The 26,516-nt window shown below is 69.6% G+C and carries 28 protein-coding genes and 3 pseudogenes; 13 read left to right on the forward strand and 18 right to left on the reverse strand.

Annotated features, from left to right (window positions below; all coding sequences use genetic code 11):
• Nucleotides 1-16 precede the first annotated feature (16 nt).
• From Q9G87_RS47860 to Q9G87_RS47875, 4 genes are read left to right on the forward strand one after another with little or no spacing between them, the layout of a single operon-like run.
• Nucleotides 17-910: an urease accessory protein UreF gene (locus tag Q9G87_RS47860; RefSeq protein ID WP_305923333.1), complete on the forward strand. Its 894-nt coding sequence runs from the start codon at nt 17-19 to the stop codon at nt 908-910.
• Nucleotides 911-924: 14 nt separating this feature from the next.
• Nucleotides 925-1,599: an urease accessory protein UreG gene (gene ureG / locus Q9G87_RS47865; RefSeq protein ID WP_305923334.1), complete on the forward strand. Its 675-nt coding sequence runs from the start codon at nt 925-927 to the stop codon at nt 1,597-1,599.
• Complete coding sequence (locus tag Q9G87_RS47870; protein WP_305923335.1) at nt 1,599-2,678, forward strand: urease accessory protein UreD; 1,080 nt, start codon at nt 1,599-1,601, stop codon at nt 2,676-2,678. Before ureG ends, Q9G87_RS47870 begins: the two co-directional genes overlap by 1 nt.
• Nucleotides 2,679-2,682: 4 nt before the next feature.
• On the forward strand, nt 2,683-3,156 hold the full coding sequence (locus Q9G87_RS47875) for a hypothetical protein (protein ID WP_305923336.1): 474 nt from the start codon (nt 2,683-2,685) through the stop codon (nt 3,154-3,156).
• Between the two features lie 73 nt (nt 3,157-3,229).
• Here the strand turns inward: Q9G87_RS47875 and era are convergent, their stop codons facing one another.
• The 10 genes and pseudogenes from era to Q9G87_RS47925 form a co-directional block, all read right to left on the reverse strand.
• Nucleotides 3,230-4,138 carry a GTPase Era gene (gene era, locus Q9G87_RS47880; protein WP_305923337.1) on the reverse strand — a complete coding sequence of 303 codons (909 nt, stop codon included), beginning with the start codon at nt 4,136-4,138 and terminating at the stop codon, nt 3,230-3,232.
• Between the two features lie 18 nt (nt 4,139-4,156).
• Complete coding sequence (locus Q9G87_RS47885; protein ID WP_305923338.1) at nt 4,157-4,633, reverse strand: NUDIX domain-containing protein; 477 nt, start codon at nt 4,631-4,633, stop codon at nt 4,157-4,159.
• A 1-nt stretch (nt 4,634) separates the two neighbouring features.
• On the reverse strand, nt 4,635-4,952 hold the full coding sequence (locus tag Q9G87_RS47890) for a cytidine/deoxycytidylate deaminase family protein (RefSeq protein ID WP_305923339.1): 318 nt from the start codon (nt 4,950-4,952) through the stop codon (nt 4,635-4,637).
• A gap of 10 nt (nt 4,953-4,962) precedes the next feature.
• A complete protein-coding gene (locus Q9G87_RS47895) occupies nt 4,963-5,595 on the reverse strand; it encodes a hypothetical protein (protein WP_305923340.1) in 633 nt (210 codons plus the stop codon).
• A 476-nt stretch (nt 5,596-6,071) separates the two neighbouring features.
• Nucleotides 6,072-7,367, reverse strand: coding sequence for a hemolysin family protein (locus tag Q9G87_RS47900; RefSeq protein WP_305923341.1), 1,296 nt, complete (start codon nt 7,365-7,367; stop codon nt 6,072-6,074).
• Nucleotides 7,364-7,840, reverse strand: coding sequence for an rRNA maturation RNase YbeY (gene ybeY, locus Q9G87_RS47905; RefSeq protein ID WP_305923342.1), 477 nt, complete (start codon nt 7,838-7,840; stop codon nt 7,364-7,366). The genes Q9G87_RS47900 and ybeY overlap by 4 nt, the downstream gene beginning before the upstream one ends.
• Nucleotides 7,837-8,172, reverse strand: a pseudogene (locus tag Q9G87_RS47910) (PhoH family protein); the annotation flags it as partial. The gene ybeY and the pseudogene Q9G87_RS47910, both read right to left, overlap by 4 nt.
• 279 nt (nt 8,173-8,451) lie before the next feature.
• Nucleotides 8,452-9,261: pseudogene (locus tag Q9G87_RS60990) on the reverse strand (LAGLIDADG family homing endonuclease); the annotation flags it as partial.
• Nucleotides 9,250-9,954, reverse strand: a pseudogene (locus Q9G87_RS47920) (PhoH family protein); the annotation flags it as partial. The pseudogenes Q9G87_RS60990 and Q9G87_RS47920, both read right to left, overlap by 12 nt.
• 91 nt (nt 9,955-10,045) lie before the next feature.
• Complete coding sequence (locus Q9G87_RS47925; RefSeq protein WP_305923343.1) at nt 10,046-10,390, reverse strand: histidine triad nucleotide-binding protein; 345 nt, start codon at nt 10,388-10,390, stop codon at nt 10,046-10,048.
• Nucleotides 10,391-10,669: 279 nt separating this feature from the next.
• On the opposite strand from Q9G87_RS47925, the gene Q9G87_RS47930 reads away from it, so the two are divergent.
• Together Q9G87_RS47930 and Q9G87_RS47935 are read left to right on the forward strand one after the other, a co-directional pair.
• On the forward strand, nt 10,670-11,182 hold the full coding sequence (locus Q9G87_RS47930; RefSeq protein ID WP_080047132.1) for a SigE family RNA polymerase sigma factor: 513 nt from the start codon (nt 10,670-10,672) through the stop codon (nt 11,180-11,182).
• Nucleotides 11,179-11,802: a hypothetical protein gene (locus Q9G87_RS47935; RefSeq protein ID WP_305923344.1), complete on the forward strand. Its 624-nt coding sequence runs from the start codon at nt 11,179-11,181 to the stop codon at nt 11,800-11,802. Before Q9G87_RS47930 ends, Q9G87_RS47935 begins: the two co-directional genes overlap by 4 nt.
• A gap of 252 nt (nt 11,803-12,054) precedes the next feature.
• On the opposite strand, the gene Q9G87_RS47940 is transcribed toward Q9G87_RS47935, so the two are convergent.
• From Q9G87_RS47940 to hrcA, 3 genes are read right to left on the reverse strand one after another with little or no spacing between them, the layout of a single operon-like run.
• Nucleotides 12,055-12,780, reverse strand: a complete 726-nt coding sequence (locus tag Q9G87_RS47940; RefSeq protein ID WP_305923345.1) for a 16S rRNA (uracil(1498)-N(3))-methyltransferase — start codon at nt 12,778-12,780, stop codon at nt 12,055-12,057.
• Nucleotides 12,777-13,916, reverse strand: a complete 1,140-nt coding sequence (gene dnaJ / locus Q9G87_RS47945) for a molecular chaperone DnaJ (protein ID WP_305923346.1) — start codon at nt 13,914-13,916, stop codon at nt 12,777-12,779. The genes Q9G87_RS47940 and dnaJ overlap by 4 nt, the downstream gene beginning before the upstream one ends.
• A gap of 11 nt (nt 13,917-13,927) precedes the next feature.
• Complete coding sequence (gene hrcA / locus Q9G87_RS47950) at nt 13,928-14,941, reverse strand: heat-inducible transcriptional repressor HrcA (RefSeq protein WP_305923347.1); 1,014 nt, start codon at nt 14,939-14,941, stop codon at nt 13,928-13,930.
• A 155-nt stretch (nt 14,942-15,096) separates the two neighbouring features.
• Between hrcA and Q9G87_RS47955 the strand changes: the two genes are divergently transcribed.
• From Q9G87_RS47955 to Q9G87_RS47965, 3 genes are read left to right on the forward strand one after another with little or no spacing between them, the layout of a single operon-like run.
• Complete coding sequence (locus Q9G87_RS47955) at nt 15,097-15,963, forward strand: polyadenylate binding domain-containing protein (protein ID WP_305923348.1); 867 nt, start codon at nt 15,097-15,099, stop codon at nt 15,961-15,963.
• Between the two features lie 17 nt (nt 15,964-15,980).
• Nucleotides 15,981-16,787, forward strand: coding sequence for a DUF3097 domain-containing protein (locus tag Q9G87_RS47960; RefSeq protein WP_305923349.1), 807 nt, complete (start codon nt 15,981-15,983; stop codon nt 16,785-16,787).
• Entirely contained in the window at nt 16,784-17,596 is an 813-nt protein-coding gene (locus Q9G87_RS47965) for a DUF4870 domain-containing protein (RefSeq protein WP_305923350.1), read from the forward strand. The genes Q9G87_RS47960 and Q9G87_RS47965 overlap by 4 nt, the downstream gene beginning before the upstream one ends.
• On the opposite strand, the gene hemW is transcribed toward Q9G87_RS47965, so the two are convergent.
• Nucleotides 17,593-18,813 (reverse strand): radical SAM family heme chaperone HemW, encoded by a 1,221-nt coding sequence (hemW, locus tag Q9G87_RS47970; RefSeq protein WP_305923351.1) that lies wholly within the window; start codon nt 18,811-18,813, stop codon nt 17,593-17,595. The genes Q9G87_RS47965 and hemW overlap by 4 nt on opposite strands.
• An 88-nt stretch (nt 18,814-18,901) precedes the next feature.
• Between hemW and Q9G87_RS47975 the strand changes: the two genes are divergently transcribed.
• Nucleotides 18,902-20,110 (forward strand): styrene monooxygenase/indole monooxygenase family protein, encoded by a 1,209-nt coding sequence (locus Q9G87_RS47975; protein WP_305923352.1) that lies wholly within the window; start codon nt 18,902-18,904, stop codon nt 20,108-20,110.
• A gap of 66 nt (nt 20,111-20,176) precedes the next feature.
• Nucleotides 20,177-21,424: a glycoside hydrolase family 18 protein gene (locus Q9G87_RS47980; RefSeq protein ID WP_305923353.1), complete on the forward strand. Its 1,248-nt coding sequence runs from the start codon at nt 20,177-20,179 to the stop codon at nt 21,422-21,424.
• Between the two features lie 25 nt (nt 21,425-21,449).
• On the opposite strand, the gene Q9G87_RS47985 is transcribed toward Q9G87_RS47980, so the two are convergent.
• From Q9G87_RS47985 to lepA, 4 genes are all read right to left on the reverse strand, one after another.
• On the reverse strand, nt 21,450-22,076 hold the full coding sequence (locus Q9G87_RS47985; RefSeq protein ID WP_305923354.1) for an MOSC domain-containing protein: 627 nt from the start codon (nt 22,074-22,076) through the stop codon (nt 21,450-21,452).
• A 41-nt stretch (nt 22,077-22,117) separates the two neighbouring features.
• Complete coding sequence (locus Q9G87_RS47990; protein WP_305923355.1) at nt 22,118-22,426, reverse strand: hypothetical protein; 309 nt, start codon at nt 22,424-22,426, stop codon at nt 22,118-22,120.
• Nucleotides 22,427-22,511: 85 nt separating this feature from the next.
• Nucleotides 22,512-23,003 (reverse strand): GNAT family N-acetyltransferase, encoded by a 492-nt coding sequence (locus tag Q9G87_RS47995; RefSeq protein WP_305923356.1) that lies wholly within the window; start codon nt 23,001-23,003, stop codon nt 22,512-22,514.
• Between the two features lie 118 nt (nt 23,004-23,121).
• On the reverse strand, nt 23,122-24,951 hold the full coding sequence (gene lepA / locus Q9G87_RS48000; protein WP_305923357.1) for a translation elongation factor 4: 1,830 nt from the start codon (nt 24,949-24,951) through the stop codon (nt 23,122-23,124).
• 55 nt (nt 24,952-25,006) lie between these two features.
• On the opposite strand from lepA, the gene Q9G87_RS48005 reads away from it, so the two are divergent.
• Both Q9G87_RS48005 and rpsT read left to right on the forward strand, forming a co-directional pair.
• Nucleotides 25,007-25,993 (forward strand): glycoside hydrolase family 18 protein, encoded by a 987-nt coding sequence (locus tag Q9G87_RS48005; protein ID WP_305923358.1) that lies wholly within the window; start codon nt 25,007-25,009, stop codon nt 25,991-25,993.
• Between the two features lie 109 nt (nt 25,994-26,102).
• Nucleotides 26,103-26,372: a 30S ribosomal protein S20 gene (gene rpsT, locus Q9G87_RS48010; protein ID WP_305923359.1), complete on the forward strand. Its 270-nt coding sequence runs from the start codon at nt 26,103-26,105 to the stop codon at nt 26,370-26,372.
• The last annotated feature ends 144 nt before the right edge of the window (nt 26,373-26,516 follow it).

Here is a 26,516-nt window from a genome sequence, read left to right on the forward strand (position 1 = left end):
CGATGAATTCGATCTGATGAACCCGGCTCTGCTCCTGATCGCCGACTCCCGCCTGCCGGCCGGCGGCCACGCCCACTCGGGCGGGGCCGAACGCGCCATCGCGTCGGGGGCGGTGCACGACGTGCCGTCGCTGGACCGCTTCCTTCGGGGGCGGCTGCACACCTCCGGCACGCTCGCCGCCGCCCTGGCAGCCGCCGCCGCCCTCCAGGCGTCCAGTACGGCCACCCGGGACGTCACCCACCTCGGCGCGGGCGCTGCTCACGCGACCACCGGCACCGCGACTGACGGCGTCCACGCGCCTCTTGACCAGCCACTCGCGCCCGGCGGGGACACGTTCGCGACTCCAGCCCGACACGGTGACGCGGCCGGACGGGGCAGCCAGGCAGCCGGACGCGGCAGGGATGATGGCGGCGACGTGTCACCCTGGGTGCGGCTCGATGACGAGGTGGACGCGCGGACCGCCTCACCTGCGCAGCGGGACGCCTCCAGGACGCAGGGCAGGCTGCTGCTCAGGGTCGCCCGGCGGGTGTGGCCGTCGGACGTCCTCGACGAGCTGGCGCGGACCATACCCCATCCTCATCACCCGATCGCGCTCGGCGTGGCGGCGCACGCGGCGGGGGCCACGCCCGAGGAGGCGGCCATGGCGGCGGCGTACCATGCGATCAGCGGCCCCGCCACGGCGGCGGTCCGGCTGCTGGGCCTGGACCCGGTCGCCGTGCACGCGCTGCTGGCCGCCTTCGCCCCCGATCTCACCGCCGTGACCGCCCAGGCCCACCTCGCCGCCACCAACGCGCACCCGGCCCCCCACCTCGCCCCCCTCTGGGAGGCGTTGCCCGCGTATTCAGCACCAGCACTGGATCTCCTGGCCGAGCAGCACACGCAGGCCGAGATCAGGCTGTTCGTCTCCTAAGGAAGGACCCGTACATGGGAGCCAATCACGACGACCATCACCACGCACCCGACGGCCGCGGCCGGGCGCTGCGGCTCGGCGTGGGCGGCCCGGTGGGCAGCGGCAAGACGGCCCTGGTGGCCGCACTCTGCCGGACGCTGGGCCCATCGCTGTCCCTGGGCGTGGTGACCAACGACATCTACACCACCGAGGACGCCGACTTCCTGCGCCGGGCCGGCGTGCTCGACGCCGAGCGCATCCTGGCCGTCGAGACCGGCTGCTGCCCGCACACCGCCATCCGCGACGACATCGCCGCGAACCTCGACGCCGTCGAGACCCTGGAGCACCGATTCGGCCCGCTGGACCTGGTCATCGTGGAGAGCGGCGGCGACAACCTGACGGCGACGTTCAGCCGGGGGCTGGCGGACGAGCAGATCTTCGTCCTGGACGTCTCGGGCGGTGACAAAGTGCCCCGCAAGGGCGGTCCCGGGGTCACGACGGCGGACCTGCTGGTGATCAACAAGACCGACCTGGCCCCGATGGTGGGCGCCGATCTGGGCGTGATGGCCCGCGACGCGGCCAAGGTACGCGGGGAGCGGCCGGTGCTGTTCACCTCGATCAGGCAGGAGCCCACTGCCGCCGCCGTCGCCGACTGGGTCTCCGAACGGGTGACGACCTGGTCCCACGTCCACGCGGCCCCCGTCTCGTAATGCCTTCCCAGCCCACCGGCACCACCGAGGCCGCCGAAGCCCCGGAGCCCGCCGCACCGCCCCGGCCACCCGACCCGACCGAGCCCGCCGGCGCCGAGCCCGCCGGCGCCGAGCCCGCCGCTGACGAGTCCGCCGCTGACGAGCGCCCCAGGCCTGTCCAGCACACGGAAACGCCTCAGAGCACGACGCCTGCGGGACATGGCGGCCAGCACGGGCACGCAGGGCCTGCTGGGCCGGGCGAGCACGTAGGACCTGCTGGGCCGGGCGGACGGGTGCGCGCCGATGGGGCGGCTCGGGCAGGGCGTGGGCGGCGACGGGCGATGCGGGCCAGTGCCGCCGTCGCGACCGTGCCTGCGGCGGACGGACGAACAATGATCAGCCGGATGGCCTCGGATCCGCCGCTGACGCTGCGCCAGACCGGCCCGTACACCGTCCACCTCGTCTCGACGGCGGCCGGGCCGCTCGGCGGCGACCGGCTGGCGCTGGACGTGGACGTCGCCCCCCGTACCACTCTGGAGCTGGGCTCGGTGGCGAGCACGCTGGTCCTACCCGGCGAGGGCGAGTCCGAGATGCTGATCACCGCACGGGTGGGCGCGGGCGCGACCCTCCGCTTCACCCCCGAGCCGACGGTGCTCGCCGCGGGCTGCGAACACCGCCTGATCGTACGGCTGGCGCTGGAGCCGGACGCGAGCGTCCTGTGGCGCGAGGAGATCGTCTTCGGCCGGTACGGCGAGGAGCCTGGCCGCTGCCACGCTCGTTTCGACGCCACCTGCGGCGACCGCCCGCTGCTCAGGCAGGAGTTCACCGTCGGCGACCCGGCGCTCGACACCTCGCCGGCCGTCTTCGGCGGGGCCCGCTGCGTCGGCACCACGTTCCTCACGACGACGGCGAAGGAACCGCTCGTGGCCGACGGAGTCGTGGTCCTGCCCCTGGCGGCGTCAGGGACGCTGGTGTCGGCCCTGGCCGGCGATGCGGTGGAGCTGCGTTCGCGCCTGGAATGGGGCGAAAACGCGGCTTGCGTCGATGGTGATGACTCCGTTGCGTACGATGGCCGGACGGGCGGCCCCGTCATACAGTGATCGTGTGGCCGAAGAGCTCAAGCCCGCGCCGCCCGGCACCCGTCGCGGCCACGCGCTGGCCGTGGCCGTCGCCGGAGCGCTCCTGGTGTTCTGCGCGGTCCTGCCATGGGCGGGCCTGGAGGCGAAGATCGGCCTGATCGGCGGCGGGGTGACCGCCGACGTGCGCGGCATCGACGACGCGTTCGGCATCTACGCGCTGGTGGCGGGGCTGGTGGCGCTGGCGTGCGGCCTGGCCGGGCTACTCGCCCATCCGAGGCTCGCCGCCCTGGCGCTCGTCCCTGGTGCGGTGGCCGTGCTGGCGGTGGTGATGTTCGTAACCGAGGGGAGCGGCGTGCAGGACCGGATCTCCATCGACCTGGGACTGCTGTCGGTCGCACCGGTGATCAGGTTCGGCTGGTTCGCGGCGCTGGCGTGCTCGCTCGGGGTCGTGGTGCTCTCGGTCCTGGCGTTGTTCCGCCGCACGCGGGCCGACCACTGACCGCGCGGGCCGGTCGTAGAGCACGCCACAGGTCAGCCGCGCGGGCCGGCCGCTGCCCGCCGCCTGCCAACTGTCAGTCGTAGAAACCCAGCCGCCGCAGCTGCTTGGGATCGCGCTGCCAGTCTTTGAGTACGCTGATCCGCAGGTCCAGATAGACGCGCGTGCCCAGCAGCGCCTCGATCTGCGTGCGGGCCTTGGTGCCCACCTCCCGCAGCCGCTCCCCCTTGTGCCCGATGATGATCGCCTTCTGCGACGGCCGCTCCACGAACAGGTGAGCGTAGATGTCCAGCAGGTCGTCACGCCCCTCGCGGGGCAACATCTCGTCGACCACCACGGCGATGGAGTGCGGCAGCTCGTCGCGCACGCCCTCCAGCGCGGCCTCCCTGATCAGCTCCCCGACCAGCACCTGCTCCGGCTCGTCGGTGAGCTGTCCGCCCTCGTAGAGCGGCGGCGACTCCGGCAGGTGCTCGATCAGCACGTCGGCCACCACGTCGAGCTGGTCGCCCGCCTGCGCCGACACCGGCACGATCGCCGCGAACTCCGCCACCTGCGACACCGCCAGCAACTGCTCGGCGATCTGCTGCTTGGAGGCCAGGTCGCACTTGGTCACCACGGCCACGACGGGCGTCTTCTTCACCGCGGACAGCTTGTCGGCGATGAACCGGTCGCCCTTGCCGATCGGCTCGTTGGCCGGCACGCAGAAGCCGATCACGTCCACCTCGGTGAGCGTCGACAACACCAGGCTGTCGAGCCGCTCACCGAGCAGCGTCCGCGGCCGGTGCAGGCCCGGAGTGTCCACGATGACGAGCTGGGCGTCGGGGCGGTGCACGATGCCCCTGATGGCCCGCCTGGTGGTCTGCGGCTTGGACGAGGTGATCGCGACCTTGGTCCCGACCAGGGCGTTCATCAGCGTGGACTTGCCAACATTCGGCCTCCCCACGAAGCAGGCGAATCCGGCGCGATGGCTGTCTGGCGAAGTCACACTCTGCATTGTGTCCCATCAACGAGCGTGTTCACGCCACCAGGTGAACGCCTCGGGCGCCACGAGCGGCGTCCACGGGGTTGTGCGCAACTCGGCGAGCTCCTCCTCGATCACCCATCGGTAACCGTTGATCTCGACTCCGTCGGGCTCGGGCACACCCGAGACGAGCGCGCAGCCGTAGACGGCGACGACGTAGCCGACCTGGTGGCCGTTCGGGTATTGCGTACGGAACTCGGGGCCGCCGTAGACGCCGATCAGCCCGCGTACCTCGATCTCGATGCCGAGCTCCTCCTTGAGCTCCCTGACCACGGCGTCCTGCGGGCGCTCGTCGGGGTCGATGCCGCCGCCCGGCGCCGCCCAGAGCCCCACGTCGCCGTGGCGGGCCACCAGCAGCCGGCCCGCGTCGTCGAACACGAAACCGGCCGCCGACGGCAGCATGAGCAAATCGGAGCCGATCTTCTCCCGCAACCTGGCCAGGAACGGCGACATCGGCATGTCAGCCCCGCAGCGTGCCGTCGGGACCGGCCACGAGCAGCGACTTGACGCCCAGCTCCGCGGCCACGGCCGCGTCGCCGGGGCCCGGCTCGCCATCGGTCACGAGCGCGACCGCCTCCAGGGAACGCGCGCCGCTGGAGATCGCCATGGCGACCGCGACCTGCACCGCCGACAACGTGAGTGAGGCAAGGGCCACGTTGGTCGCCGAGTACGTGCGTCCGGTCTCGTCGCGTACGGCGGCCCCTTCAGGGGTGCCGTTACGCGCCCTGGCCGCCCGCGCCAACGTGATGATCTTGCTGTCTTCAGGATCGAGAGTCACGCGCACTAGGTTATGCGCCGGCCATGGCCAACGCAGCGGCGACCACCTTGCGGGTGCGGGTGCTGTCCACGTCGTTCATGCCGGTGTGGACCACCGACACGAGCGTGTCGCCCACCCGGGAGAACACGACGTCGAGCACGTACGGATAGCCGTGCAACCGGCCCTGCAGCCGCGCCCCCACGGCCTCGTCACCGGCGTCCTCGACCGGCAGCTCGCTCAGCCGCAGGTCGGTGCCGGAGGAGGTGCGTACCGCCCGGCACGACTCCCGTGCCCTGGCCAGCGCGTCGAGATGCGCCTCGGCCTCTTCACCCGCGTACCTGGCCAGGCCGACCGCGGCCTGCTCGCCCAGCCCGTCGCCCTGGTAGCTCACCGCCGCCTGGGCGGTCAGCGCGTGCGCGGGCGCACGGCCGCCGGCCGGCTCGAGCAGCGCCCGGCAGTTCCGGTCCGCGGGGCCGAACGGCATCCGCCACGCCTGCTCAGGACGAACCGTGAAGCCCTCGGGCAGCCGCGGCTCCTTACGGAGCGCCTCGCGCAGCTGGGCCATGGCGCTCGGGTCGATGAAGCTCTCCGCGCCCTCGCCGCCGCATCCCGCCAGGGTGCAAGCGAGCAGGGCGCAACCGATGATCCCCTGTCTTCGTCTCATGATCCCCCCTGGCGCGAACCCTGCCCGACCAACTAATGCGGCAATCCATCGGAGGTCCCAGCAACACGCAAAAAGGGTGTTCTCATCCGGTTTTCTGGATGAGAACACCCTTTACGCCGATCAGCGTCTCAGCCGGCTACCCGACCGGGACGCTGTCGTCCCCCTGGATCCATCCTCTCGCCGCGAACCCCACCCGGCGATCGGATGCTTCCCCTCTGACACCCACCGCACTGGATGTCGTGATTAGAGAGTGCCGGAGGTCGCTTGCAGAAGACTTGTAGAACGCTTGCGGCATCCGTCCGCATTTGTCCCCCGGCCGCTCCCACTCAGATCAGCCCACGTCACCACCTGTGCGCCGCTGCCCGGCACGTACCAGCCATCGTGCCCTCCCAAGGGACGAGGAGGTCCCGGCGATGGACATTCGGACCAGCACAACCGGCACCGCAGTCGCCGCCCAGCGGGGCCGAGCGGGAGGACTAGTCACGTTCGGCCGTGGCGGGGACGGCCTCGTCCTCCGGCGGCGTAACACGGTGAACCACGACGGTGCTGATGCGGTTGCGACGGCCCGCCAAGGTCTCCGCAGTCAGGGACAGGCCGGCCACCTCCGCGTGGGACCCGGCGATCGGCACCCGGCCGAGGGCATGGGCCAGCAACCCGCCCACGGTCTCCACATCGTCCACGTCGATCTCGACCTCGAACAGCTCACCCAGCTCGTCGACCGGCATCCTGGCCGTCACCCGCAGGCCGCCACCGGGCACCCGCTCGACGCGCGGCGCCTCCTGGTCGTACTCGTCGGTGATCTCACCGACGATCTCCTCCAGCACGTCCTCGATCGTGACCAGGCCGGCGGTGCCGCCGTATTCGTCGATGACGATGGCGATGTGGATCTGCCTGGCCTGCATCTCCCGCATGAGCTGGTCGATGGGCTTGCTCTCGGGCACGTATGCAGCCGAGCGCATGATCGACTCCACCGGCTCCTTGCCGCCACCCTCCCCCGCCTCGTGGATCTTGCGGGCGATGTCCTTGAGATAGGCAATGCCCACGACATCGTCCTCGTTCTCACCCACGACAGGAACGCGGGAGAAACCACTGCGCAGCGCCAGCGACAGAGCCTGGCTGATCGACTTGCCGCGCTCGATGTAGACCATGTCGGTGCGGGGCACCATGACCTCCCGCACCAGCGTGTCCCCCAGCTCGAAGACCGAGTGGATCATCTCGCGCTCGTCGGGCTCGATCACCCGGCGCTCCTCCGCCAGGTCCACCAGGTCACGCAGCTCGGCCTCGGAGGTGAACGGGCCGTCGCGGAACCCCTTGCCGGGCGTCAACGCGTTGCCCAGCAGGATCAGCAGCTTGGGAAGGGGGCCGAAGATGCGCGTCAGACCGTACACGATGGGCGCGCTGGCCAGCGCGACCGGCTCGGCGTGCTGGCGGCCCAGCGTACGGGGCATGACCCCGACCACCACGTAGCTGACCACGATCATCACGGCCGCGGCCCACACGTAGGCCCAGCCCTGGTCATGCATGATGTCGATGAACAGCAACGTCGCGATGACCGTGGCGATCAGCTCGCAGCTCAGCCGCAGCAGCAGGAGCAGGTTGAGGTAACGCGGCGGGTCGGTCTCGATGGCCTGCAGCCGCACCGCGCCCCGCTTGCCGTCCCGCACGAACTCCTCGGCGCGCACCCTGGAGATGCGCGTCAGTGCCGTTTCCGCACTGGCGATCAAGCCACCGATGATCACCAGGCCGATGGCTGACAGCAACCAGCCGTTCACCGCGGGTCGCGCACCTCCTGCCACGACTCCAGGAGCTGGGCCTGGAGCCCGAACATCTCCTTGTGCTCCTCCGGCTCCGCGTGGTCGTAACCGAGCAGGTGCAGGATGCCGTGCGTGCACAGCAGCTCGAGCTCGTCGGCCGTGCTGTGCCCGGCCTCCTTCGCCTGCCTGGCGGCCACCTGCGGGCAGAGCACGACGTCCCCCAAGAGCGCGGGATCCGCCGGGCCGTCCGAGTCGCCGCGCGCGCCGCCGCCGGGGCGCAGCTCGTCCATCGGGAAGGCCAGCACGTCGGTCGGGCCGGGCTCGCCCATCCACTTCTCGTGCAGCTCAGTCATGGCGCCCTCGTCGACCACCACGATGGACAGCTCGGCGAGCGGGTTGATGCCCATCTCGCCGAGCACATGAGCGGCCAGCGCCACGAGGCCCTCCTCGTCGACCCCGACGCCGGACTCATTGTTGATCTCGATGCTCACGGTCGCCGCTTCCCCCGATGCTGGATCTGCTTCGGCTCCTGAGCGGCCACCGTGGCGTCGTAGCGCCCATAGGCATCCACGATCTCGCTCACCAGCTTGTGACGGACCACGTCGGCGCTGGTCAGCCGGGAGAAGTGGATGTCGTTGATGCCGTCCAGGATCTCCTGGACCACCCGCAGCCCGCTCACCGTGCCCGAAGGCAGGTCCACCTGCGTCACGTCACCCGTGACCACGATCTTGGAGTTGAAGCCCAGCCGGGTGAGGAACATCTTCATCTGCTCGGCCGAGGAGTTCTGTGCCTCGTCCAGGATGATGAACGCATCGTTGAGCGTGTTGTGGGTCAGGAGGAAATCCTCGGTGACGTAGAGGGAGTCTTCCGCAGCCACTTGGATGCACACACACTCCGCCGTACCACGCGGCTCAATGCGGTCAACGTAGCGCATGGGACGACCGCCGCCGGACGCCTTATAGATCTCTGCCTTCCGGGACAACCGGAAGGGCTCGATGCCCTCGGGAAGCCGGATGTCGAGGATGTACGCATCGTGGCGGTGGCGCACCGGCCGCCCCTTGGCCAATCCAGGCTTACGGCCTGTCGCGGGGCGTGTGCCCACGTAGGCGACGCCCCCGAGGGACTGGACAAGGAAGACGACGTCGTCACGAAGCCGCGGCGACACGGTGCTGAACTGGATCCTGCACGTGCGGCCCTCTTGGGTGACAGGACCTCCATCGGCGTCGAGCAGACCCTGAAGAACTGCGATCCGGATCTCCGGTGTGTTATGGAGATAGACCTCAGGGACGAACTTCGTGTACGACCCGGAGCCCGAAAGCTGCAGGCGCCGCATGACGTCGGTGATCGGATTGGCGATCGTCACGCTCTCTCCGGGCTGCCTCACCCGCTTGAGCACGTAGTCCGGTCCGCCCTTCCACGTCGCCTGCACGCTGGGAAGAGCCCGCTCGAGCGACTCGACGAGCTCAGGGTCGTTCGTCGCGAAACTGGGGGTCGTCGATCCGGTGATGCACCCGTCCCCCAGGAGCAGGCCGAGCGCGTAGGGATCCATGGGCACCGGCTGCTCAGGGAAGCAGACGGGCGCGCTCAGCAGCGGCAACTCCCACTTGCGGTAGTGCGCCGTCCGCAGGTCACCGATCATGTCCTTCGTCTGCAGGACCCGCCACGGCTTTCCCCGATTGGCGTCGTCACGGGTGCGGACAGTCCAGAGGTGGTCTTCGGAGGCGAGCACCGAGGAACCGTCCTGGCTGTAGACCCGATAGATCTTTTTCTCCCCCTGCGGATAAACGCCCAGCACAGGAGTCGGCTCGCCGTTGGATCCGATGACGAGGTCACCGACCTCCAGCTCCCCGATAGAGCGGTAGCCTTCCGGAGTTAGCACGCCTGTGCCAACTGGTTGCGCTCTACCGCGCATATATGCGAGCGGCGCGACCTCGATCGTGCCGTTGGCCATCAGCTTAGGGATCGAGTCGGGGTCGAGCATGTCGTGCAGGGCGTCGTAGAGCGGCCGCAGGTAGGGGTCGATCTTCTCGTAGAGCGTGCCGGGCAGGAATCCCAGCCGCTCCCCCGCCTCGACGGCGGGGCGGGTGAGGATGATCCGATTGACCCGCTTCTCCTGCAGGGCCCGCACGGCCTTGGCCATGGCGAGATAGGTCTTGCCGGTGCCGGCCGGGCCGATGCCGAAGACGACCGTGTGCTTGTCGATCGCGTCGACGTAGCGCTTCTGGTTGACGGTCTTCGGCCTGATCGTGCGCCCGCGCGAGGACAGGATGTCGAGGGAGAGCACTTCGGCGGGGCGGTCGGAGGTCATGCGGAGCATGGCGATGCTGCGCTCGACCGCGTCGGGGGTGAGCTCGCCGCCGCTGCGCAGCACCTCGACGAGCTCTTCGAAGAGCCGCACCACGGTGCCGCTCTCGTCGGGGCTGCCGGTGACGGTGATCTCGTTGCCCCGTACGTGGATGTCGGCCCTGAAAGCGCCCTCGATGACGCGTAGCAGCTCATCACGGGAGCCGAGGAGGCTGACCATCGGGTATTCGTCCGGAATCAGCACCTTGGCTTGTGTGCGCGAGGGAGGTGCCGTGCGTCGGGATTCGTGTAGTTCGGACATGGGCAGGCCAGCGGCCTGATGCCTCCCGGTCTCTTTCGGTGTGCTTCTCCGCCCATCGTATCCGGGGCCCGGCGGATTGCTCTCCTCAATATCACCCTGGAGGCCAGGTGAGGTCGCGCCCGCCCAGGACGTGGGCGTGCACGTGGAAAACGGTCTGGCCGGCGCCCGGACCGGTGTTGAAGACGACCCGGTATCCGGTGTCGGCCACACCTTCCTGCACGGCCACCGCGTGGGCGGTCTTCAGTACGTCGTCGGCCAGCCCGTCGTCCGCGTCGGCGAGCACCGCCGCGTTGGCGTGGTGTCCCTTCGGGATCACCAGCACGTGCGTGGGAGCCTGCGGATTGACGTCGCGGAACGCCAGAGTCCTGCCGCTTTCATAGACGATCTCGGCCGGGATCTCCTTGGCGACGATTTTGCAGAAGAGACAGTCGTTCACAGCAGCACCCTATCGAGACCCCTCCCGTTAGCGAGTCCGTTGCGAATCGGTAATCGTCGGTGTCGTGCGTGAGAAGATCCGCGCGGTTAGGGTGTGTGTGCGACACTTCAGAACAAAAGACGATTCAGGGTCGGGCGAGCGCCACCTGGCGAGGACACGACTGGCGTAATGCACCCTAAGGAACCGGGGAAACCTCAAGAACCGGAAGAGCGTAAACCCTCTGGGAAGGCCGCGCGTCCCACTGATGTGACCACCGAAACCCTTCTGGCCGACAGGTCGATGGGGGCGGTGCCAGTCGGGTGGGATGCCGACATGGCCGTTACCGCGCTGTACAGTGCGCATTTTCGGTCATTGGTGCGTCTAGCTGTGTTGCTCGTGCGCGACATAGCAACCGCTGAGGAGGTCGTGCAGGATGCGTTCGTCGCCATCCATGGCGCCTGGCGTAGGCTGCGTGACCCCGACAAAGCACTCGCCTACCTCCGTCAATCCGTCGTCAACCGGTCCCGGTCCGTGCTGCGTCACCGCGCGGTCGTCGAGAAGTACGCTCCCAAGGGCCTCCCGGACGCCCCGAGCGCCGAGAACGGCGCGATCGGCGAGCTGGAACGCTCCGCCGTCATCGAGGCGTTACGTGCCCTGCCGACCCGACAGAGAGAAGCACTGGTCCTGCGGTATTACGGTGATCTGTCCGAAGCTGAGATAGCTCACGCCATGGGCATCAGCAAGGGCGCGGTCAAGAGCCACACCGCACGTGGCATGGCCGCTTTGCGATCCGTCCTGGAGAAAATGTCATGACCCAGCCCCCCGACGAGCACGGCGACCTCCTTCGCCGTGCGCTCCGCGCGGAGGCGGACGCGGTCGTGCCCTCGCCGGACGGACTGGAGATCATCCGCGCCCGGATCGAGCGGCGCGGCGTACGTAACCTGTTCTGGTGGCGTGCGGGCGCGGCCGCCGCCAGTGCTGTCCTCGTAGCGGGGGCCATCGTGATGGCCGTTCCTGGGCTGCGCTCGCAGATCATCGAACAGCAGAGCGTCCAGCCAGTGGAGAACGAGACCTCCTCCAAGGTCCCGTCCAACTCCTCCACGACCCGCTCCCAGCAGCCGCCGCCCCCGGAGCCGACCGCCGACCGGAACCCGGCCGTGGTTCCCGCGGACACCCCGTCACCGCGACCGGCGAAGACGGCGAACTCGACCAGCAGGCCGTCGAAGAGCCCCAAACCCACGTCCACGCCGTGCCCCTCCGAGGCCGTGACGGCCGAGGACTGCCCGACGGCCTCCCCCACGCCGACGCCTTCGGACGTGGATCCGACCACGCAGCCGTCGGCGTGCCCGCTGGAGGAGTGCCCGCCCGACGACGCCACCGACGCGCCCACCGAACTGGCCAGCCCGCTCGTGGACGCCTCTCAGACGCCGTGAGACGTCACGAGCCGGCTGAGCGCCGTGAGACGTCACGAGCCGGCTGAGCGCCGCGAGACGTCGCGAGCCGGCTGAGCGCCCTGAGACGTCACGAGCCATGTGAGCGCCCCTGAGACGTTACAAGCCGGCGCCCTGAGACATCACGAGCCGACTGAGCGCGCGAGACGTTACGAGCCGACTGAGCGCCTTGAGACGTTACGAGACGATTGAGCACGTTGAGACATAGCGCGTCTTCTGAGCGCTCTGGGGCGTTCACCAGCGTCCGGTACGCGTGAGTAGCACGGCTGCCGCCGCCACCCCCGCCGTGGAGGTCCGCAGAACCGTGGGCCCGAGGAGCACAGGCACGGCCTTGGCCGCCTGGAACCTGGCCAGTTCCTCCTCCGAGACGCCCCCTTCCGGCCCCACGACCACCACGATGTCGCCCCCCGGGGGCAACGGCACGCCGGACAGCGGCTCGGCCGCCTCCTCGTGCAACACCAGCCCCAGCGCCGCGCCGGCCAGCAGCGCCTCGACCCGCGCGGTGGAGGCGAGCTCGGTCACCTCGGGCAAATGGAACCTGCGTGCCTGCTTGCCCGCCTCACGCGCGGTGGAGCGCCACCGGGCGAGCCCTTTGGCGACCTTGTCGCCTTTCCATTGGGTGATGCTGCGCGCGGCCGACCAGGGGACGATCGCGTCCACGCCCGCCTCGGTCATCATCTCGACCGCCAACTCCCCCCGGTCGCCCTTGGGCAGTCCCTGGACGACGACGAGCCGCGGCTGGGGCGCCTCGACCCGGTAGCGGGCCAGCACATCGAGCCTGAGCGCGTCCTTGAGGACCTCGCGGACGACGCATTCGGCGACCGTACCGGCTCCGTCGGTGAGATCGACGCGCTCACCGGCCCGCAGGCGGCGCACGGACGCCGCGTGCCGCCCCTCGGGCCCACCGAGCGTCAGCTCGGGTCCGTCGAGCTCCTCCGAGAGGAAGACGGGTACGGTCACCGGCCGTTGAACGCGTCGCGCAGGCGCGAGAAGAAGCCCTGCTGCCCGGGCGCGAACTTGCCGGGGGGCCGCTCCTCGCCCCGCTGCTTGGCCAGCTCCTTCAGCAGGTCCTCCTGCGCGGTGTCGAGCCGGGTCGGGGTCTCGACGTTGACGTGGATCAGCAGGTCGCCCCTGCCGGACTCGTTGAGCCGCTGCACGCCGCGTCCGTACATGGTGATGACCTGGCCGGACTGGGTGCCGGGGCGCACGTCGATCTCCTCGGCGCCGTCGAGCGTCTCGACCACGAGCACGGTGCCGAGCGCGGCGGCCGTCATCGGGATCTGGACGGTGCAGTGGAGGTCGTCACCGCGGCGTTCGAAGATCTCGTGGGCCCGCTCGACGATCTCCAGGAACAGGTCTCCGGGCGGGCCGCCGCCGGGGCCGACCTCGCCCTCGCCGGCGAGCTGGATGTGGGTGCCATCCTCGACGCCCGCGGGGATGCGGACCTTGATCGTACGGCGGGTGCGCACCCGGCCGTCGCCTGAGCACTCCTGGCAGGGGTGGCGGATGATGGTGCCGAAGCCGCCGCACTGCGGGCAGGGTCGCGACGTCATAACCTGGCCCAGGAACGAGCGGGTGACCTGGGAGATCTCGCCGCGCCCGTTGCACATGTCGCAGGTGTCGGGGTGCGTGCCCGGCGCGGCGCCGGCCCCGTGGCAGACCTCGCAGAGCACGGCCGTGTCGACGACCAGCTCGCGGGTGGTGCCGAAGGCCGTCTCGCGCAGGTCGAGCTCGACGCGGATGGTGGCGTTGCGGCCCCGGCGCGCCCGCGAGCGCGGCCCTCGGGTGCCGGCCGCCGAGCCGAAGAAGGCGTCCATGATGTCGCTGAACGGGAAGCCCGCTCCGAAGCCCCCGGCGCCCGCGCCTGCTCCCGCGCCGGCGAAGGGGTCGCCGCCCAGGTCGTACATCTGGCGCTTGTTCGGGTCTGACAGCACCTCATAGGCCTGCGTGATCTCTTTGAACCGCTCCTGGGTCTCAGGGTCGGGGTTCACGTCGGGGTGCAGCTCGCGGGCGAGGCGGCGGTAAGCCTTCTTGATCTCGTCCTGACTGGCGTCACGGCGCACCCCGAGGGTGGCGTAGTAGTCGCTGTTTGCCACTTATCGACCTCTTATGATGCAGCCAAGATCTGGCTGACGTAGCGAGCCACCGCACGCACGGCGCCCATCGTCACGGGATAGTCCATCCTGGTGGGGCCCAGCACACCGAGCCTGGCCAGTTGGTTGTCGCCAGAACCGTATCCGGTCGCGACGACGGATGTGCCACGTAGGTAAGGGTTTTCCGAACCGATGCGGACGGTGAGCGCAGAGGGGGTGTCCGAGGATGTCTCGCCGAGCAGCCGCATGAGCACGACCTGCTCCTCCAGCGCCTCCAGCACGTCACGCAGGCCCGTGGAGAAGTCGGCGCCGGCGAGGTTGGCGGCGCCGGCGAACACGATCTTCTCGTCGTGCCGCTCCACCAGGGTCTCCAGCAGCACCGACAGGATCGTGGCCACCGCGGGCCGGTCCTCGACGGGCAGGCGCTCCGGCAGGTCGGCGACCAGCTCGGGCACGTTGCTCAGGCCGCAGCCGTCGAGGCAGGCGTTGAGCACCGCGCGCAGGTGCGCGATGCGGGTGTCCTCCACCACCTCGGGCAGCTCGATCACGCGCTGCTCGACGCGGCCGGTGTTGGTGATCAGCACGAGCATGACCCGCCGGTCGTTGAGCGGCACCAGCTCCACGTGCCGGACCGTCGAGCGCGTCAGCGTCGGGTATTGCACGACCGCGACCTGCCTGGTCAGCTGCGCGAGCAGCCGCACGGTGCGGGTGACCACGTCGTCGAGGTCCACCGCGCCGGCGAGGAAGGTCTCGATCGCCCTACGCTCGGCTCCCGACAGCGGCTTGATCTGCGAGAGCCGGTCGACGAACAGGCGGTATCCCTTGTCCGTCGGCACGCGTCCCGCGCTGGTGTGCGGCTGTGTGATGTAGCCCTCTTCCTCCAGCGCGGCCATGTCGTTCCTGACCGTCGCCGGGGAGACCCTCAGGTTGTGGCGCTCGGCCAGTGCCTTGGAGCCCACCGGTTCGTTGGTGGACACGTAGTCTTCGACAATGGCGCGGAGCACCGCCAATTTCCGATCGTCGAGCACGTGCTCACCTCCTGCCCTCTGCTTTCAGGAACGAAGTGTCTAGCACTCTGTGTTCCCGAGTGCCAAGTGTACGGCTCTCGCCCACAAGGTGCGATAACGCCGACTCCCATCCTGTTGCTAGCGTCTTACAAGCGACAGGGCCCAGACTTGCCGACATGTCGGACAATTCTCAACCTCCGTCGTACGGGCCGCCTCCCGGCCAGGACCCCTACTACGGCCAGCCACCATCGCCACAGCCCGGCTACGGACCCCAACCGGGCTCTCAGCCCGGCTACGGCCAGCAGCCCGGCTCCCAGCCCGGGTACGGACCCCAGCCCGGCTACGGCCAGCAGCCGCAGTACGGCGCGCCTCCGCCACCGCAGCAGCAGTACGGGAGCCCGTCCGCCCAGTACGGCCCGCCGCCTCAGTACGGACAACCTCAGTACGGACAATACGGCCAACAGCCCCAATTCCCCCCACAAATCGATTCCAAAGCCGTAAAGCCCAGCCTGTGGTGGGTGACGGCGGCCTGGGGCGTCGCCGTCATCTGCGGGATCGTCGGCGTCGTCATCTTCGTCGGCGGGGTGCTCGGCAGCGTGACCGACCTGGCCCCCACCAAGACGTTCTCGTCGGGTGAGAGCATCACCGTGACCGTCGACCCGGCCGACAAGCCGGCCGTCTACGTCGCCACCACCACGCGGATCAACTACGAGTGCCAGATCTCCGGCGGTTCCGGCCAGGCCAAGCTCGCCGAGACCAGCGGCAGCCAGTCGCTCACCGTCGGCAGCGTGACCTGGGAGCAGATCCTCGTGATCAATGCGCCGAGCAAGGGCGACTACCAGCTGACCTGCACCAACCAGGAGACGGCGGACGTCAAGTACGGCGTCGGCAAGCCGGTCGCCTCCGCCGCGGGCGGAGTCGCCGGCGGGGCCGCCGCGCTGTTCCTGGTCCCCGGCGCGGGAGTCCTCCTCGCGATCATCGCCACCATCGTCGTCCTGATGCGCCGTAGCTCTGCGCGCAAGCGCCTTGCGGTCGGCGGGTGATTTGCTACGGTCCCCGTGTGTACGAGGGCGATGTGCTGGCGGGCAATTGGCGGCGGCCGGGCAAGGGCAAGATCCCTAAGGTGGCCGCCGAGCCGGACCTTGTCGTGGAGGACGCCGACAGCGGCTTCTGCGGCGCGGTCGTGGCCTGCGACAAGGAGTCCGTCACGCTGGAGGACCGGTTCGGCAGGCGGCGGTTGTTCCCGCTGGCGCCGGCCGCATTCCTCCTGGACGGCAAGCCCGTGACCCTCGTACGGCCCACGGCCGCCCCCGCCGGGCCCAGGCGCAGCGCGTCGGGCTCCATCGCCGTGGAGGGGCTGCGGGCACGGGTGGCCAAGGAGAGTCGGATCTACGTGGAAGGCGTGCACGACGCCGCCCTCGTCGAGAAGATCTGGGGCCATGACCTGCGCGTCGAGGGGGTCGTGGTCGAATACCTGGAGGGTGTGGACGATCTGCCGGCCATCGTGGCCGAGTTCGACCCCGGGCCGGGACGCCGGCTGGGGGTGCTGGTCGACCATCTCGTGCCCGGCTCCAAGGAGAGCAGGATCGCCGCCCAGATCACCTCGCCGGACGTGCTCGTGGTGGGGCATCCGTTCGTCGACATCTGGCAGGCGGTCAAGCCGTCCGTGCTGCGCATTCCGGCCTGGCCCGACGTGCCGCGCGGCGTGCCGTGGAAGGAAGGCGTGATCGCGGCCCTGGGCTGGCGTATGGAGCCCGCGGGCGCGTGGCGGCGCATTCTCGGCGCCGTCTCGACCTTTACCGACCTGGAGCCGGAGTTGCTCGGCCGGGTCGAGGAACTCATCGACTTCGTTACGGAGGCACCATGAGCCAGGATCCGTCGCAACCCCCGCCGCCCGACGACGACGCCACGCGCCGGGTGTCCCCTTCGGACATCCCGCAGGACCAGGGCTCGGGCCCGCAACAACCGGGCTATGGGTACGGCGGGCAGCCCGGCTACGGCCAGCAGCCCGGCTCCCAGCCCGGCTATGGTCAACAACCCGGCTCCCAGCCCGGCTACGGCCAGCAGCCGGGGTCCCAGCCAGGCTACGGCCAGCAGCCAGGCTATGGTCAGCAGCCCGGCTACGGCCAGCAGCCCTCCTATGGACAGCAGCCGCCGTCCTATGGACAGCAGCCGCCGTCCTATGGACAGCAGCCGCCGTCCTATGGGCAGCAGCCGCCGCCCGGCCACGGTCAGCCGCAATCCGGCGGTTACGGCCCCCAGCCGGGTTACGGGCAGGCGTCTCAGCAGCCGCCCGGCTACGGCTACGCGCAGGGCCCCGGCGAGCCGTACGTCCCCGGCAGGTTCGGCCCCCGCCCCGGCAGCGACGACACCACGATGGCCATGCTGGCGCACCTGCTCGGCCTGCTCGCCTCCTGGCTCGGCCCGCTGGTCATCTACCTGATGAAGAAGGACGAGTCCCCCTACGTCAGGGACCAGGCGGCCGAGGCGCTCAACTTCCAGATCACGATGTTCATCGGCTATGTCATCTCGGGCATCCTGGTGATCGTCTTCATCGGCGCCCTCCTGCTGCCGGTGGTCTGGATCCTGTCCCTGATCTTCCACATCCAGGCCGCCCTGGCGACGAACAAGGGCCAGAACTACCGCTATCCGTTCGCCATCCGCCTGATCACCTAAACGAGCAGGTCCCTGATGAGGGCGTCGGCCAGCAGGCGCCCTCGCAGCGTGAGCACCATCAGGCCCGCCTTGAACGGCTCGGGCTCGAGCAGCCCGCGCGCCAGCGCGGCGGCCACGGCCGTTCGCGCGCCCGGCGCGACCTCGGCGAGTGGGTAGCCGGAGGCCAGCCGCAGCTCCAGCATGAGCCGCTCGGCGGCGCGGGCCTCGTCGTCGAGCACTTCGCGGGCGTGCGCGGGCGAGGTGTGCGCGGCCAGCCGCTGGGCGTAGGCGGCCGGGTGCTTGACGTTCCACCAGCGGGTGCCGCCGACGTGGCTGTGCGCGCCCGGACCGGCCGCCCACCAGTCGCCGCCGGTCCAGTAGAGCAGGTTGTGCCGGCACCGCGCCTCGTCGGACGTGGCCCAGTTGGACACCTCGTACCAGCGGAAGCCGGCCTCGGCCAGCATCTGGTCGGCGATCAGGTAGCGGTCGGCGGCCACGTCGTCGTCAGGCATCGGCAGCTCGCCGCGCCTGATCCTGGCGGCGAGCCTGGTGCCCTCCTCGACGATCAGCGAGTAGGCCGACACGTGGTCGGGCCGGGCCTCGATCGCCGCGGCCAGGGAGGCCCGCCAGTCGTCGTCGGACTCGCCGGGCGTGCTGTAGATCAGATCCAGGTTGACGTGCTCGAACCCGGCCTCCCTCGCCTCCCGCACGGCCGCGGCCGGCCGGCCGGGCGTGTGCCTGCGGTCGAGGACCTGGAGCACGTGCTCGCGTGCGCTCTGCATGCCGAAGCTGATCCGGTTGAACCCGCCGTGGCGGAGCTTCTCCAGGGAGGAGTGGTCCACGGACTCGGGATTGGCCTCCGTGGTGACCTCGGCGTCCGGCCGCAGCCCGAACTCGGAGTCGATCGCGGCCAGGATCCTGGCCAGGTCCTCGGGAGGCAGCAGGGTGGGCGTGCCGCCGCCGAAGAACACCGTCTCCACCGGCAGCTCGGCGTCGCCCAGGACGCGGCGGGCGAGGCGCACCTCTTCGACGGCCGTGTCCGCGTAGTCGCGGTGTGAGGCGCCCGGCCCCAGCTCGGCGGCGGTGTAGGTGTTGAAGTCGCAGTAGCCGCAGCGGGTCACGCAGAACGGCACGTGGACGTAGAAGCCGAACGGACGCTCGCCGAGGCCGCTCAGGGCGCTGTCGGGCAGTTCGCCCGAGGTGGGCGCGGGATCGCCGTCAGGCAGGGTGGATGGCACTACTCCAGTCTGCCGGGCCGTTAAGGGTGCTCCAAGCCGGTCTCAAGCGCCTTCGCGTCCACTGGTGTCCACCGGCCGAGGGGGAGACATGACAGGCATCGGCATCGTGGGCGCGGGGATCGCGGGGCTGACCGTCGCGCTGCGGCTGCGGCAGCTCGGGGTGGAGACGACGCTGTACAGCGTGGGCGACGCGGACGCCATTCGTTCGGGGCGGCTGCCCGGCGCGGTCGCCAGGACGGGCGGCATGCGGGCGCGGGAGCGGGAGCTGGGGTGCGAGCACTACGCCGATCCCGGATGCCTGGTGGACGCGGCGAGTTTCTCGATCAAGGGCGTGCCGCCGCTGGAGTTCACGGGGCGGATCGCGGACCCGTACAGCGTGGTGGATTTCCGGCTGTTGCTGCCCGCGCTCATGGAGGACTTGGCCGGCAAGGGCGGGAAGATCGTCGTGACGGGGACGGAGCCGGACGCGGCGCAGGTGGATCGGTGGTCGCGGGAGCACGAGCTCATGGTGGTGGCGGCGGGGCGGCGCTCGGTGGCCGAGCTGTTCCCGCGTGATCCTGGGCGTTCGCCGTACGGCGAACCGCAGCGCAGGTTGTTCGCCGGCGTGTTCCACGGGGTGCGGGCCGGCACGACCTTGTCCTCCGCCATCTCGCCGGCCTGCGGTGAGATCTTCTGCATGCCGATGCTGACGCGGGCGGGCCTGGCGTCCGCGATCCTGGTCGAGGCGATACCGGGCGGTCCTCTGGAGCCGCTCACCCGGATGGACCCGGCCGGCGTGGGGCCCGCGCTGCTCGCGGCGATCGCCGAGCACGCCCCGAGCCTGCGCGAGCGGATCGACACGGCCGCGTTCGAGCCGGCCGGGCCCGAGGAGGCGTGGTGCGGGGCGATCACGCCGACCGTGCGGGAGGCGGTGGCCACGCTGCCGAGTGGGCGCGTGGCGCTGGCCGTGGGCGACGCCTGGATCGTCAACGACCCGCTGACCGGGCAGGGCGCCAACGTGGGGTCGGCCTGCGCGTGGATCGCGGCCGAGTCGATCGCCGCGGGCGGGCCGTACGACGTGTCCTTCGCCCGCGCGGTCGCCGGCCGGATGTGGGAGGAGGTGGCCGGTCCGGTCACCGCGTGGACGAACACGTTCCTGCAGCCGCCGGCCGACCACATCCTCGACCTGCTCGCGGCCGCGGCGACCCGGACGGAGGCCGCCGACCTGGTGCTGGAGCTGCTGTCCGACCCCGCGCGCCACTGGTCGGTGCTGTCCAGCCCGGACGAGGTGAACAGACTCGTTGACGCGCTGGTGTGAGCGCTCTACGATCGCCTCAACTTATTAGGAAAGTTTCCTATAAGTTGATCCTCCGGGAGACGCTCGGTGAAGAAGAAGGTCCTGATCACGCTCTCGCTCTTGCTAGGGCTCTCGGCGGTCTCCGTGCCCGCCGAGGCCCAGGCCGGTTTCAAGCGGGTCGCGTACTTCATCCAATGGGGCATCTACGGCCGCAACTACCACGTCAAGGACGTGGACGCCACGGGCGCGGCGGCCAAGCTCACCCACCTCAACTACGCGTTCGGGTTCGTCAACGCCGAGGGTTCCTGCTACTCGGCCGACCCATGGGCGGACTGGCAGCGGCCGGTGCCGGCCGAGCAGAGCGTGGACGGCGTGGCCGACGCGCCCGGACAGGCCCTGAACGGCAACCTCAACCAACTGCGCAAGCTCAAGGCCAAGCACCCGGGGCTCAAGGTGCTGATCTCGCTGGGCGGCTGGACCGGCTCGAAGCACTTCTCCGACGCCGTGCTCACCGCCGAGTCGCGCGCCACGCTGGCGCGCTCCTGCATCGACCTGTGGCTGCGCGGCGACCTGCCGGGGCTGGAGCCGGGCGCGGGGGCCGGCGTGTTCGACGGGATCGACCTGGACTGGGAGTGGCCGGGCTCGTCCGGGGCCGAGGGGAACGTCATCCGTCCCGAGGACAAGCAGAACTTCACGTTGTTCGTGCAGGAGCTGCGCTCGCAGCTCAAGGCCTACGCGAGCGGCGCGCAACTGACCGCCTTCCTGCCTGCCGCCGCCGCCAAGATCGACGCCGGCTTCGAGGTACGGCGCGTCTTCAGCCAGCTCGACTTCGCCACCATCCAGGGCTACGACCTGCACGGCACCTGGGAGCCGCAGACCGGGCACAACGGCAACCTGTTCACCGACCGGCGGGATCCGAACCCGGTGAAGTACAGCGTCGACCAGACCGTCCGCGACTACCTGTCCCGTGGGGCGCCCGCACGCAAGATCGTGGTCGGGGTGCCCGCCTACGGCCAGGGCTGGACCGGCGTGACCGGCGACGGTGACGGCCTCTACAAGCCCGCCACCGGACCCGCTCCCGGCACGTGGGCCCCGGGCAGCGAGGACTACAAGGACCTGGTGAACAAGCCGGGCAAGCGCTACCGGGACCTGCGCACCGGGGCGATGTGGCTCTACGACGGCAACGAGTTCTGGTCGTACGACGATCCGGCGATGATGCTGCAGAAGGCGGCCTACATCCGGCTCAAGGGACTGGGCGGGTCGATGATGTGGTCGATCGACCAGGACGACGCGCGCGCCTCCCTCACCTCGGCGCTGTATTCGGTCCTGCGCTGAGGATCGCTGGCCGGGTAGGGGGCCTCTACCCGGCCAGCACCTTTTCCGCCATCTCGTCCCATCGACTGTCATGTCCGGGAACGGCAAGAATGCGGCGTAGCGCGTCCTTGTCCCCGTGGTGTGCACGGAACCAGTCGGCCACCGTCACCCCGATCTCCGGACGCGAGACGACCTCCACCTCGTCGCCGGCTCCCAGCTCGCCGAGCTCGATCACTCTCAGGTAGGCCCCGGGCCGCGCCGCGTCGGTGAAGCGCTTGACCCACCCGGGCTCGTCCATCCAGTTGCGGAACACCACGCACGGCACCCGAGGCCCGGTCACCTCGAGCACGGCGCTGCCCACCCGCCACCGCTCACCGATCACGGCCTCGTTGACGTCGAGGCCGGAGGTGGTGAGGTTTTCCCCGAACCGCCCGTCACGCACCTCCCGTCCGAGCTCGGCCTCCCACCAGTCGTAGTCCTCTCTGGCGTAGGAGTAGACGGCGTGGTCGGGCGACCCGTGGTGCTCCTTGTCGGCCCGCTCGTCGCCGGCCAGCCCGTTGGCGTGGACCTCGACACGGTGCGTGACAGCCCTCTTGTCGATGGCTGTGCGCCCCATCTTCCCGGCCCATTCGGCCTCGACCGCTGTGCCCACGTTGACGGAGAGAATGCGCATGACAGGACGGTAACCGAGCGGCACGTCGACCGGCGAACCCTTTACCGGCCGCCCAGCTCGGCCCAGCCGAGCTGGGACTCGGCATCGAACCCGGCCAGCTGTAACAACGTCTCCAGCGCGGCCTGCCGGATCTCCTCGATCGAGTCACCTCGCTCGCCGAAGCACTCGGCCGCCACATCCAGCAGCGCGGTGACCACCGCGGCATCGGGATGGGGCACCTCGACCAGCACCGCGCCGTCGTCCCCCTCCGCTCCGGCCGCATCCAGGTGCCGCCTCAGCAGCCGCCTCGTCTCCTCAGCCACAGCGACCCCCAGCACCGCGGCACGCTCGAATCGCTCAGAAGCAATCACGTCACCCTCCAGTCGCACAGGCGTTCGGAAAGAGACGCTAGTCGGCGCCACCGACAGAATCCCGGGCCGGGCGTTGAAGGTCCGCTCAGGCGACGTACACGTCGCTCGGCACTCCCCCGTACGGAATCGTGCGGTCCTTGCGCATGCCCGCCCGCTCCGCCACCCTCCGCGACGGCATGTTGATGTCGCGGATCACCGCCACCACCGTCCCGAGGCCCTTGCCGACCCGGAGCGCCGCCTCGACGAGCTCCAGCGCGTACCCGTGCCCCCACGCCGACGGCCGGAACCGGTAGTAGAGGTTCAGCACGTGATCGCCATCGACGATGGCGTGGCGCAAACCGCCGAAACCGATCACCTCCGGCTCCCCCAGCAGCCGTGCCGCCCAATACCCCAGCCCGCGCTCGTCCCAGTCGGCGAGCCACAGATCCAGCATGGCCCGGCTGGATTCCAGGTCGGGAGAGGGGCCGGAGGGGTTGTACTCGCTCGTACGCGGATCGGAGTGAAGCTCGTGCACGGCCTGCAGGTCGTCGGCTGTGACGCGAGAAAGCAGCATTCGCGCCGTTTGCACCACTTCCATGCTTTCAGGGTAGTCGTGCAGACAGGAGGAGCCGGTGCGCCCGCTCGGCGAGCAGGACGCGGCCCAGGACGAGCGGATGGCGTGCGTCCGGGCCGGTCTCCCGCCGGGGCTCCGGACGTTACTTCTTGGTCTTGTCGGCGCTGGAGTCGGTGGACAGCGCGGCGACGAAGGCCTCCTGGGGCACCTCGACCCGGCCGACCATCTTCATCCGCTTCTTGCCTTCCTTCTGCTTCTCCAGCAGCTTGCGCTTACGGGAGATGTCGCCGCCGTAGCACTTGGCAAGGACGTCCTTGCGGATGGCGCGGATGTTCTCGCGGGCGATGACCCTGGCCCCGATGGCGGCCTGGATCGGCACCTCGAACTGCTGCCGCGGGATCAGCTCGCGCAGCTTCTTCGCCATGTCGACGCCGTAGGTGTAAGCCTTGTCCTTGTGGACGATCGCGCTGAAGGCGTCCACGGGCTCGCCCTGCAGCAGGATGTCGACCTTGACCAGGTCGGCCTCCTGCTCACCCGCCGGCTCGTAGTCGAGTGAGGCGTAGCCGCGGGTGCGCGACTTGAGCTGGTCGAAGAAGTCGAAGATGATCTCGCCGAGCGGCAGCGTGTAGCGGATCTCGACCCGGTCCTCCGACAGGTAGTCCATGCCGAGCAACTGCCCGCGCCGTCCCTGGCAGATCTCCATGATCGCGCCGATGAACTCCGAAGGCGCCAGGATGGTGGACTTGGTGACCGGCTCGAAGACCTGCGCGATCTTGCCGCCGGTCGGGAACTCCGACGGGTTGGTGACCGTGAGCTCCTTGCCGTCCTCCATGACCACGCGGTAGACCACGTTGGGCGCGGTCGAGATCAGCGACAGCCCGAACTCGCGCTCCAGCCGCTCGCGCACGATCTCCATGTGGAGCAGCCCGAGGAAGCCGACGCGGAAGCCGAACCCGAGCGCGGCCGAGGTCTCCGGCTCGTAGACGAGCGCGGCGTCGTTGAGCTGGAGCTTGTCGAGTGCCTCGCGCAGCTCGGGGTATTCGTCGCCGTCGATCGGATAGAGCCCGGAGAACACCATCGGCTTCGGGTGCTCGTAGCCCGCCAGCATCTCGCGGGCCGGCTTGGCCGCCGAGGTGACGGTGTCACCGACCCGCGACTGGCGCACGTCCTTGACGCCGGTGATGAGGTAGCCCACCTCGCCCACGCCGAGGCCCCGGTCGGAGACCTTGGGCTCGGGCGAGATGACGCCGATCTCCAGCGTCTCGTGGGTGGCCATGGTGGACATCATCAGGATGCGCTCGCGCTTGCCGAGGTGCCCGTCGATGACCCGGACGTAGGTCACCACGCCACGGTAGGTGTCGTAGACCGAGTCGAAGATCAGCGCCCGGGCGGCCGTGTCGGCGTTGCCGACCGGCGCCGGGACCGTCTGGACCACGTGGTCGAGCAGCTCGCGCACGCCCTCGCCGGTCTTGCCCGAGACCCTGAGCACGTCGGACGGGTCGCAGCCGATCAGCCCGGCCAGCTCCTCGGCGAACTTCTCCGGCTGCGCCGCGGGCAGGTCGATCTTGTTGAGGACCGGGATGATGTGTAGGTCGGCGTTCATGGCCAGGTAGAGGTTGGCCAGCGTCTGCGCCTCGATGCCCTGGGCCGCGTCGACCAGCAGGACCGCGCCCTCACACGCCTGCAGCGAACGGGACACCTCGTAGGTGAAGTCGACGTGCCCCGGAGTGTCGATCATGTTGAGCACATGGCCGTCCCACGGCAGCCGGACGGCCTGCGACTTGATCGTGATGCCGCGCTCGCGCTCGATGTCCATCCTGTCGAGGTATTGCGCGCGCATGGAGCGGTCGTCGACCACGCCGGTGATCTGCAGCATCCGGTCGGCAAGGGTCGACTTGCCATGGTCGATATGCGCGATGATGCAGAAGTTGCGGATCAACGCGGGGTCGGTCTGGCCAGGCTGAGTGCGCACCGAAGTCCGTTTCGACAGGGTTGAGGTCAAGCGTCTTTCATGGTGACATGCCCAGGTGATTGCCCGAACCGTCATCCGCCGCGGCCTGCGCCTGCTCGCGCTTGCCTTGGTCGTCGTGGTGGCGCTGGCCGGCCTCCTCGCCGCCGCGCTCCGCCTTCAGTTTACCGGTGCGCCAGCGGCCTGGGCGAAGAGCACCGGCAACGACGCCCTCTGGCTGGGCCACATGTGGGTGGACGGCCGCCGCACGGAACGCGACGTCGAACAATTAGCGGTACGGCTGCGCACCACGGGCGTCAAGGACGTGTACGTGCACTCCGGCCCTTTCGAGTGGGACGGCAGCTTAAAACCGTCCAAATACCCCAACGCCGCAAATTTCGTGACGTTGATGCACAAGCACCTCCCTGCCGTCCGCGTCTCCGCCTGGCTCGGCCAGAGCGTCAAGAACGGCCTCGACCTCGACGACCCCCGGTCCCGCGAGAACGTCCTCGCCGGGGTCGCCGCCATCATGAAGCAGGGCTACGACGGCATCCACTACAACTTCGAGCCCATCGGCGACGACGACGCCGAATTCCTGGACCTGCTGGAGCGGACCAGACCGCACACGAAGCTCCTGTCCACGTCGGTCCCCCAGATCGAGCCGTACCCGGGCATGCGCCTGACCGCCAGAGCGATCCTGACCCACGACAAATACTGGTCCCACGGCTACTTCCAGCAGGTCGTCAGCCGCGTCGACCAGGTCGCGGTCATGACCTACGACTCCTTCACCCCGCTGCAGTCACTGTACGGCGGCTACGTGGCCCGCCAGGCAGAGCTGGCCCTGGACCTGGCCCCCGACGACAAACTGGTGCTCATCGGCGCCCCGGCCTACCACGATCACGGGCTGGCCTGGGCCGACGCGGCCGAGAGCGTCGCGATGGCCGCCGAGGGCGCTAGGCTGGCGCTGACCGAGCACGGCCGCCGCGAGCGCTTCGGCCTCGCCCTCTACGTGGACTTCGCCGCCACGGAAGAAGACTGGCGAGAGTACATGACACGCTGGCGCTGATTTGAGCGGCCTCCCCAGGTTATTGGTATGCTGTTCAACTGCGTGTGGCGCGCCCTCTCTCGAGCCCGCGCGCCCCATCCATCACCCAGACTCTCACCGAGGCTTCTTCGTGGCGAACATCAAGTCCCAGATCAAGCGCAACAAGCAGAACGAGAAGGCTCGTCTGCGTAACAAGGCGGTCAAGTCCTCTCTGAAGACTGCCGTCCGCAAGTTCCGCGAGGCCGCCGAGCAGGGCGACGTCGAGCAGGCTGTGGCGCTGCAGAAGACCGCCGCCCGTCAGCTGGACAAGGCCGTCAGCAAGGGCGTCATTCACAAGAACCAGGCCGCCAACCGCAAGTCGGCGATCGCCAAGCAGGCCGCGGCGCTGGCCGCCAAGTAAGACCTGGCAGACAGACGCCGCACCCGGATCAGGGTGCGGCGTTCTTGTTTTGTGTGCGCTTTTGTCACAGTTTCGATATCACATGGGCATACCGGGTCCGTCACCGTTGCGATGATCGCCTTCCGGTCCTTCGCTCAGAGCGCA

Origin of the sequence: Nonomuraea turcica (assembly GCF_030718205.1) — a bacterium.
GTDB lineage: Bacteria > Actinomycetota > Actinomycetes > Streptosporangiales > Streptosporangiaceae > Nonomuraea.

Excerpts from the sequence above, each read along its gene's own strand:
- Q9G87_RS47885 (WP_305923338.1), bottom strand. The coding sequence starts at position 4,633 with ATGCCGATGTCGCCGTTCCTGGCCAGGTTGCGGGAGAAGATCGGCTCC.
- Q9G87_RS47965 (WP_305923350.1), top strand. The coding sequence starts at position 16,784 with ATGAGCCAGGATCCGTCGCAACCCCCGCCGCCCGACGACGACGCCACG.
- Q9G87_RS47955 (WP_305923348.1), top strand. The coding sequence starts at position 15,097 with ATGTCGGACAATTCTCAACCTCCGTCGTACGGGCCGCCTCCCGGCCAG.
- Q9G87_RS47935 (WP_305923344.1), top strand. The coding sequence starts at position 11,179 with ATGACCCAGCCCCCCGACGAGCACGGCGACCTCCTTCGCCGTGCGCTC.
- Q9G87_RS47870 (WP_305923335.1), top strand. The coding sequence starts at position 1,599 with ATGCCTTCCCAGCCCACCGGCACCACCGAGGCCGCCGAAGCCCCGGAG.
- Q9G87_RS47895 (WP_305923340.1), bottom strand. The coding sequence starts at position 5,595 with ATGAGACGAAGACAGGGGATCATCGGTTGCGCCCTGCTCGCTTGCACC.
- ureG (WP_305923334.1), top strand. The coding sequence starts at position 925 with ATGGGAGCCAATCACGACGACCATCACCACGCACCCGACGGCCGCGGC.
- Q9G87_RS47975 (WP_305923352.1), top strand. The coding sequence starts at position 18,902 with ATGACAGGCATCGGCATCGTGGGCGCGGGGATCGCGGGGCTGACCGTC.
- Q9G87_RS47930 (WP_080047132.1), top strand. The coding sequence starts at position 10,670 with ATGGGGGCGGTGCCAGTCGGGTGGGATGCCGACATGGCCGTTACCGCG.
- Q9G87_RS47995 (WP_305923356.1), bottom strand. The coding sequence starts at position 23,003 with ATGGAAGTGGTGCAAACGGCGCGAATGCTGCTTTCTCGCGTCACAGCC.
- Q9G87_RS47985 (WP_305923354.1), bottom strand. The coding sequence starts at position 22,076 with ATGCGCATTCTCTCCGTCAACGTGGGCACAGCGGTCGAGGCCGAATGG.
- Q9G87_RS47860 (WP_305923333.1), top strand. The coding sequence starts at position 17 with ATGAACCCGGCTCTGCTCCTGATCGCCGACTCCCGCCTGCCGGCCGGC.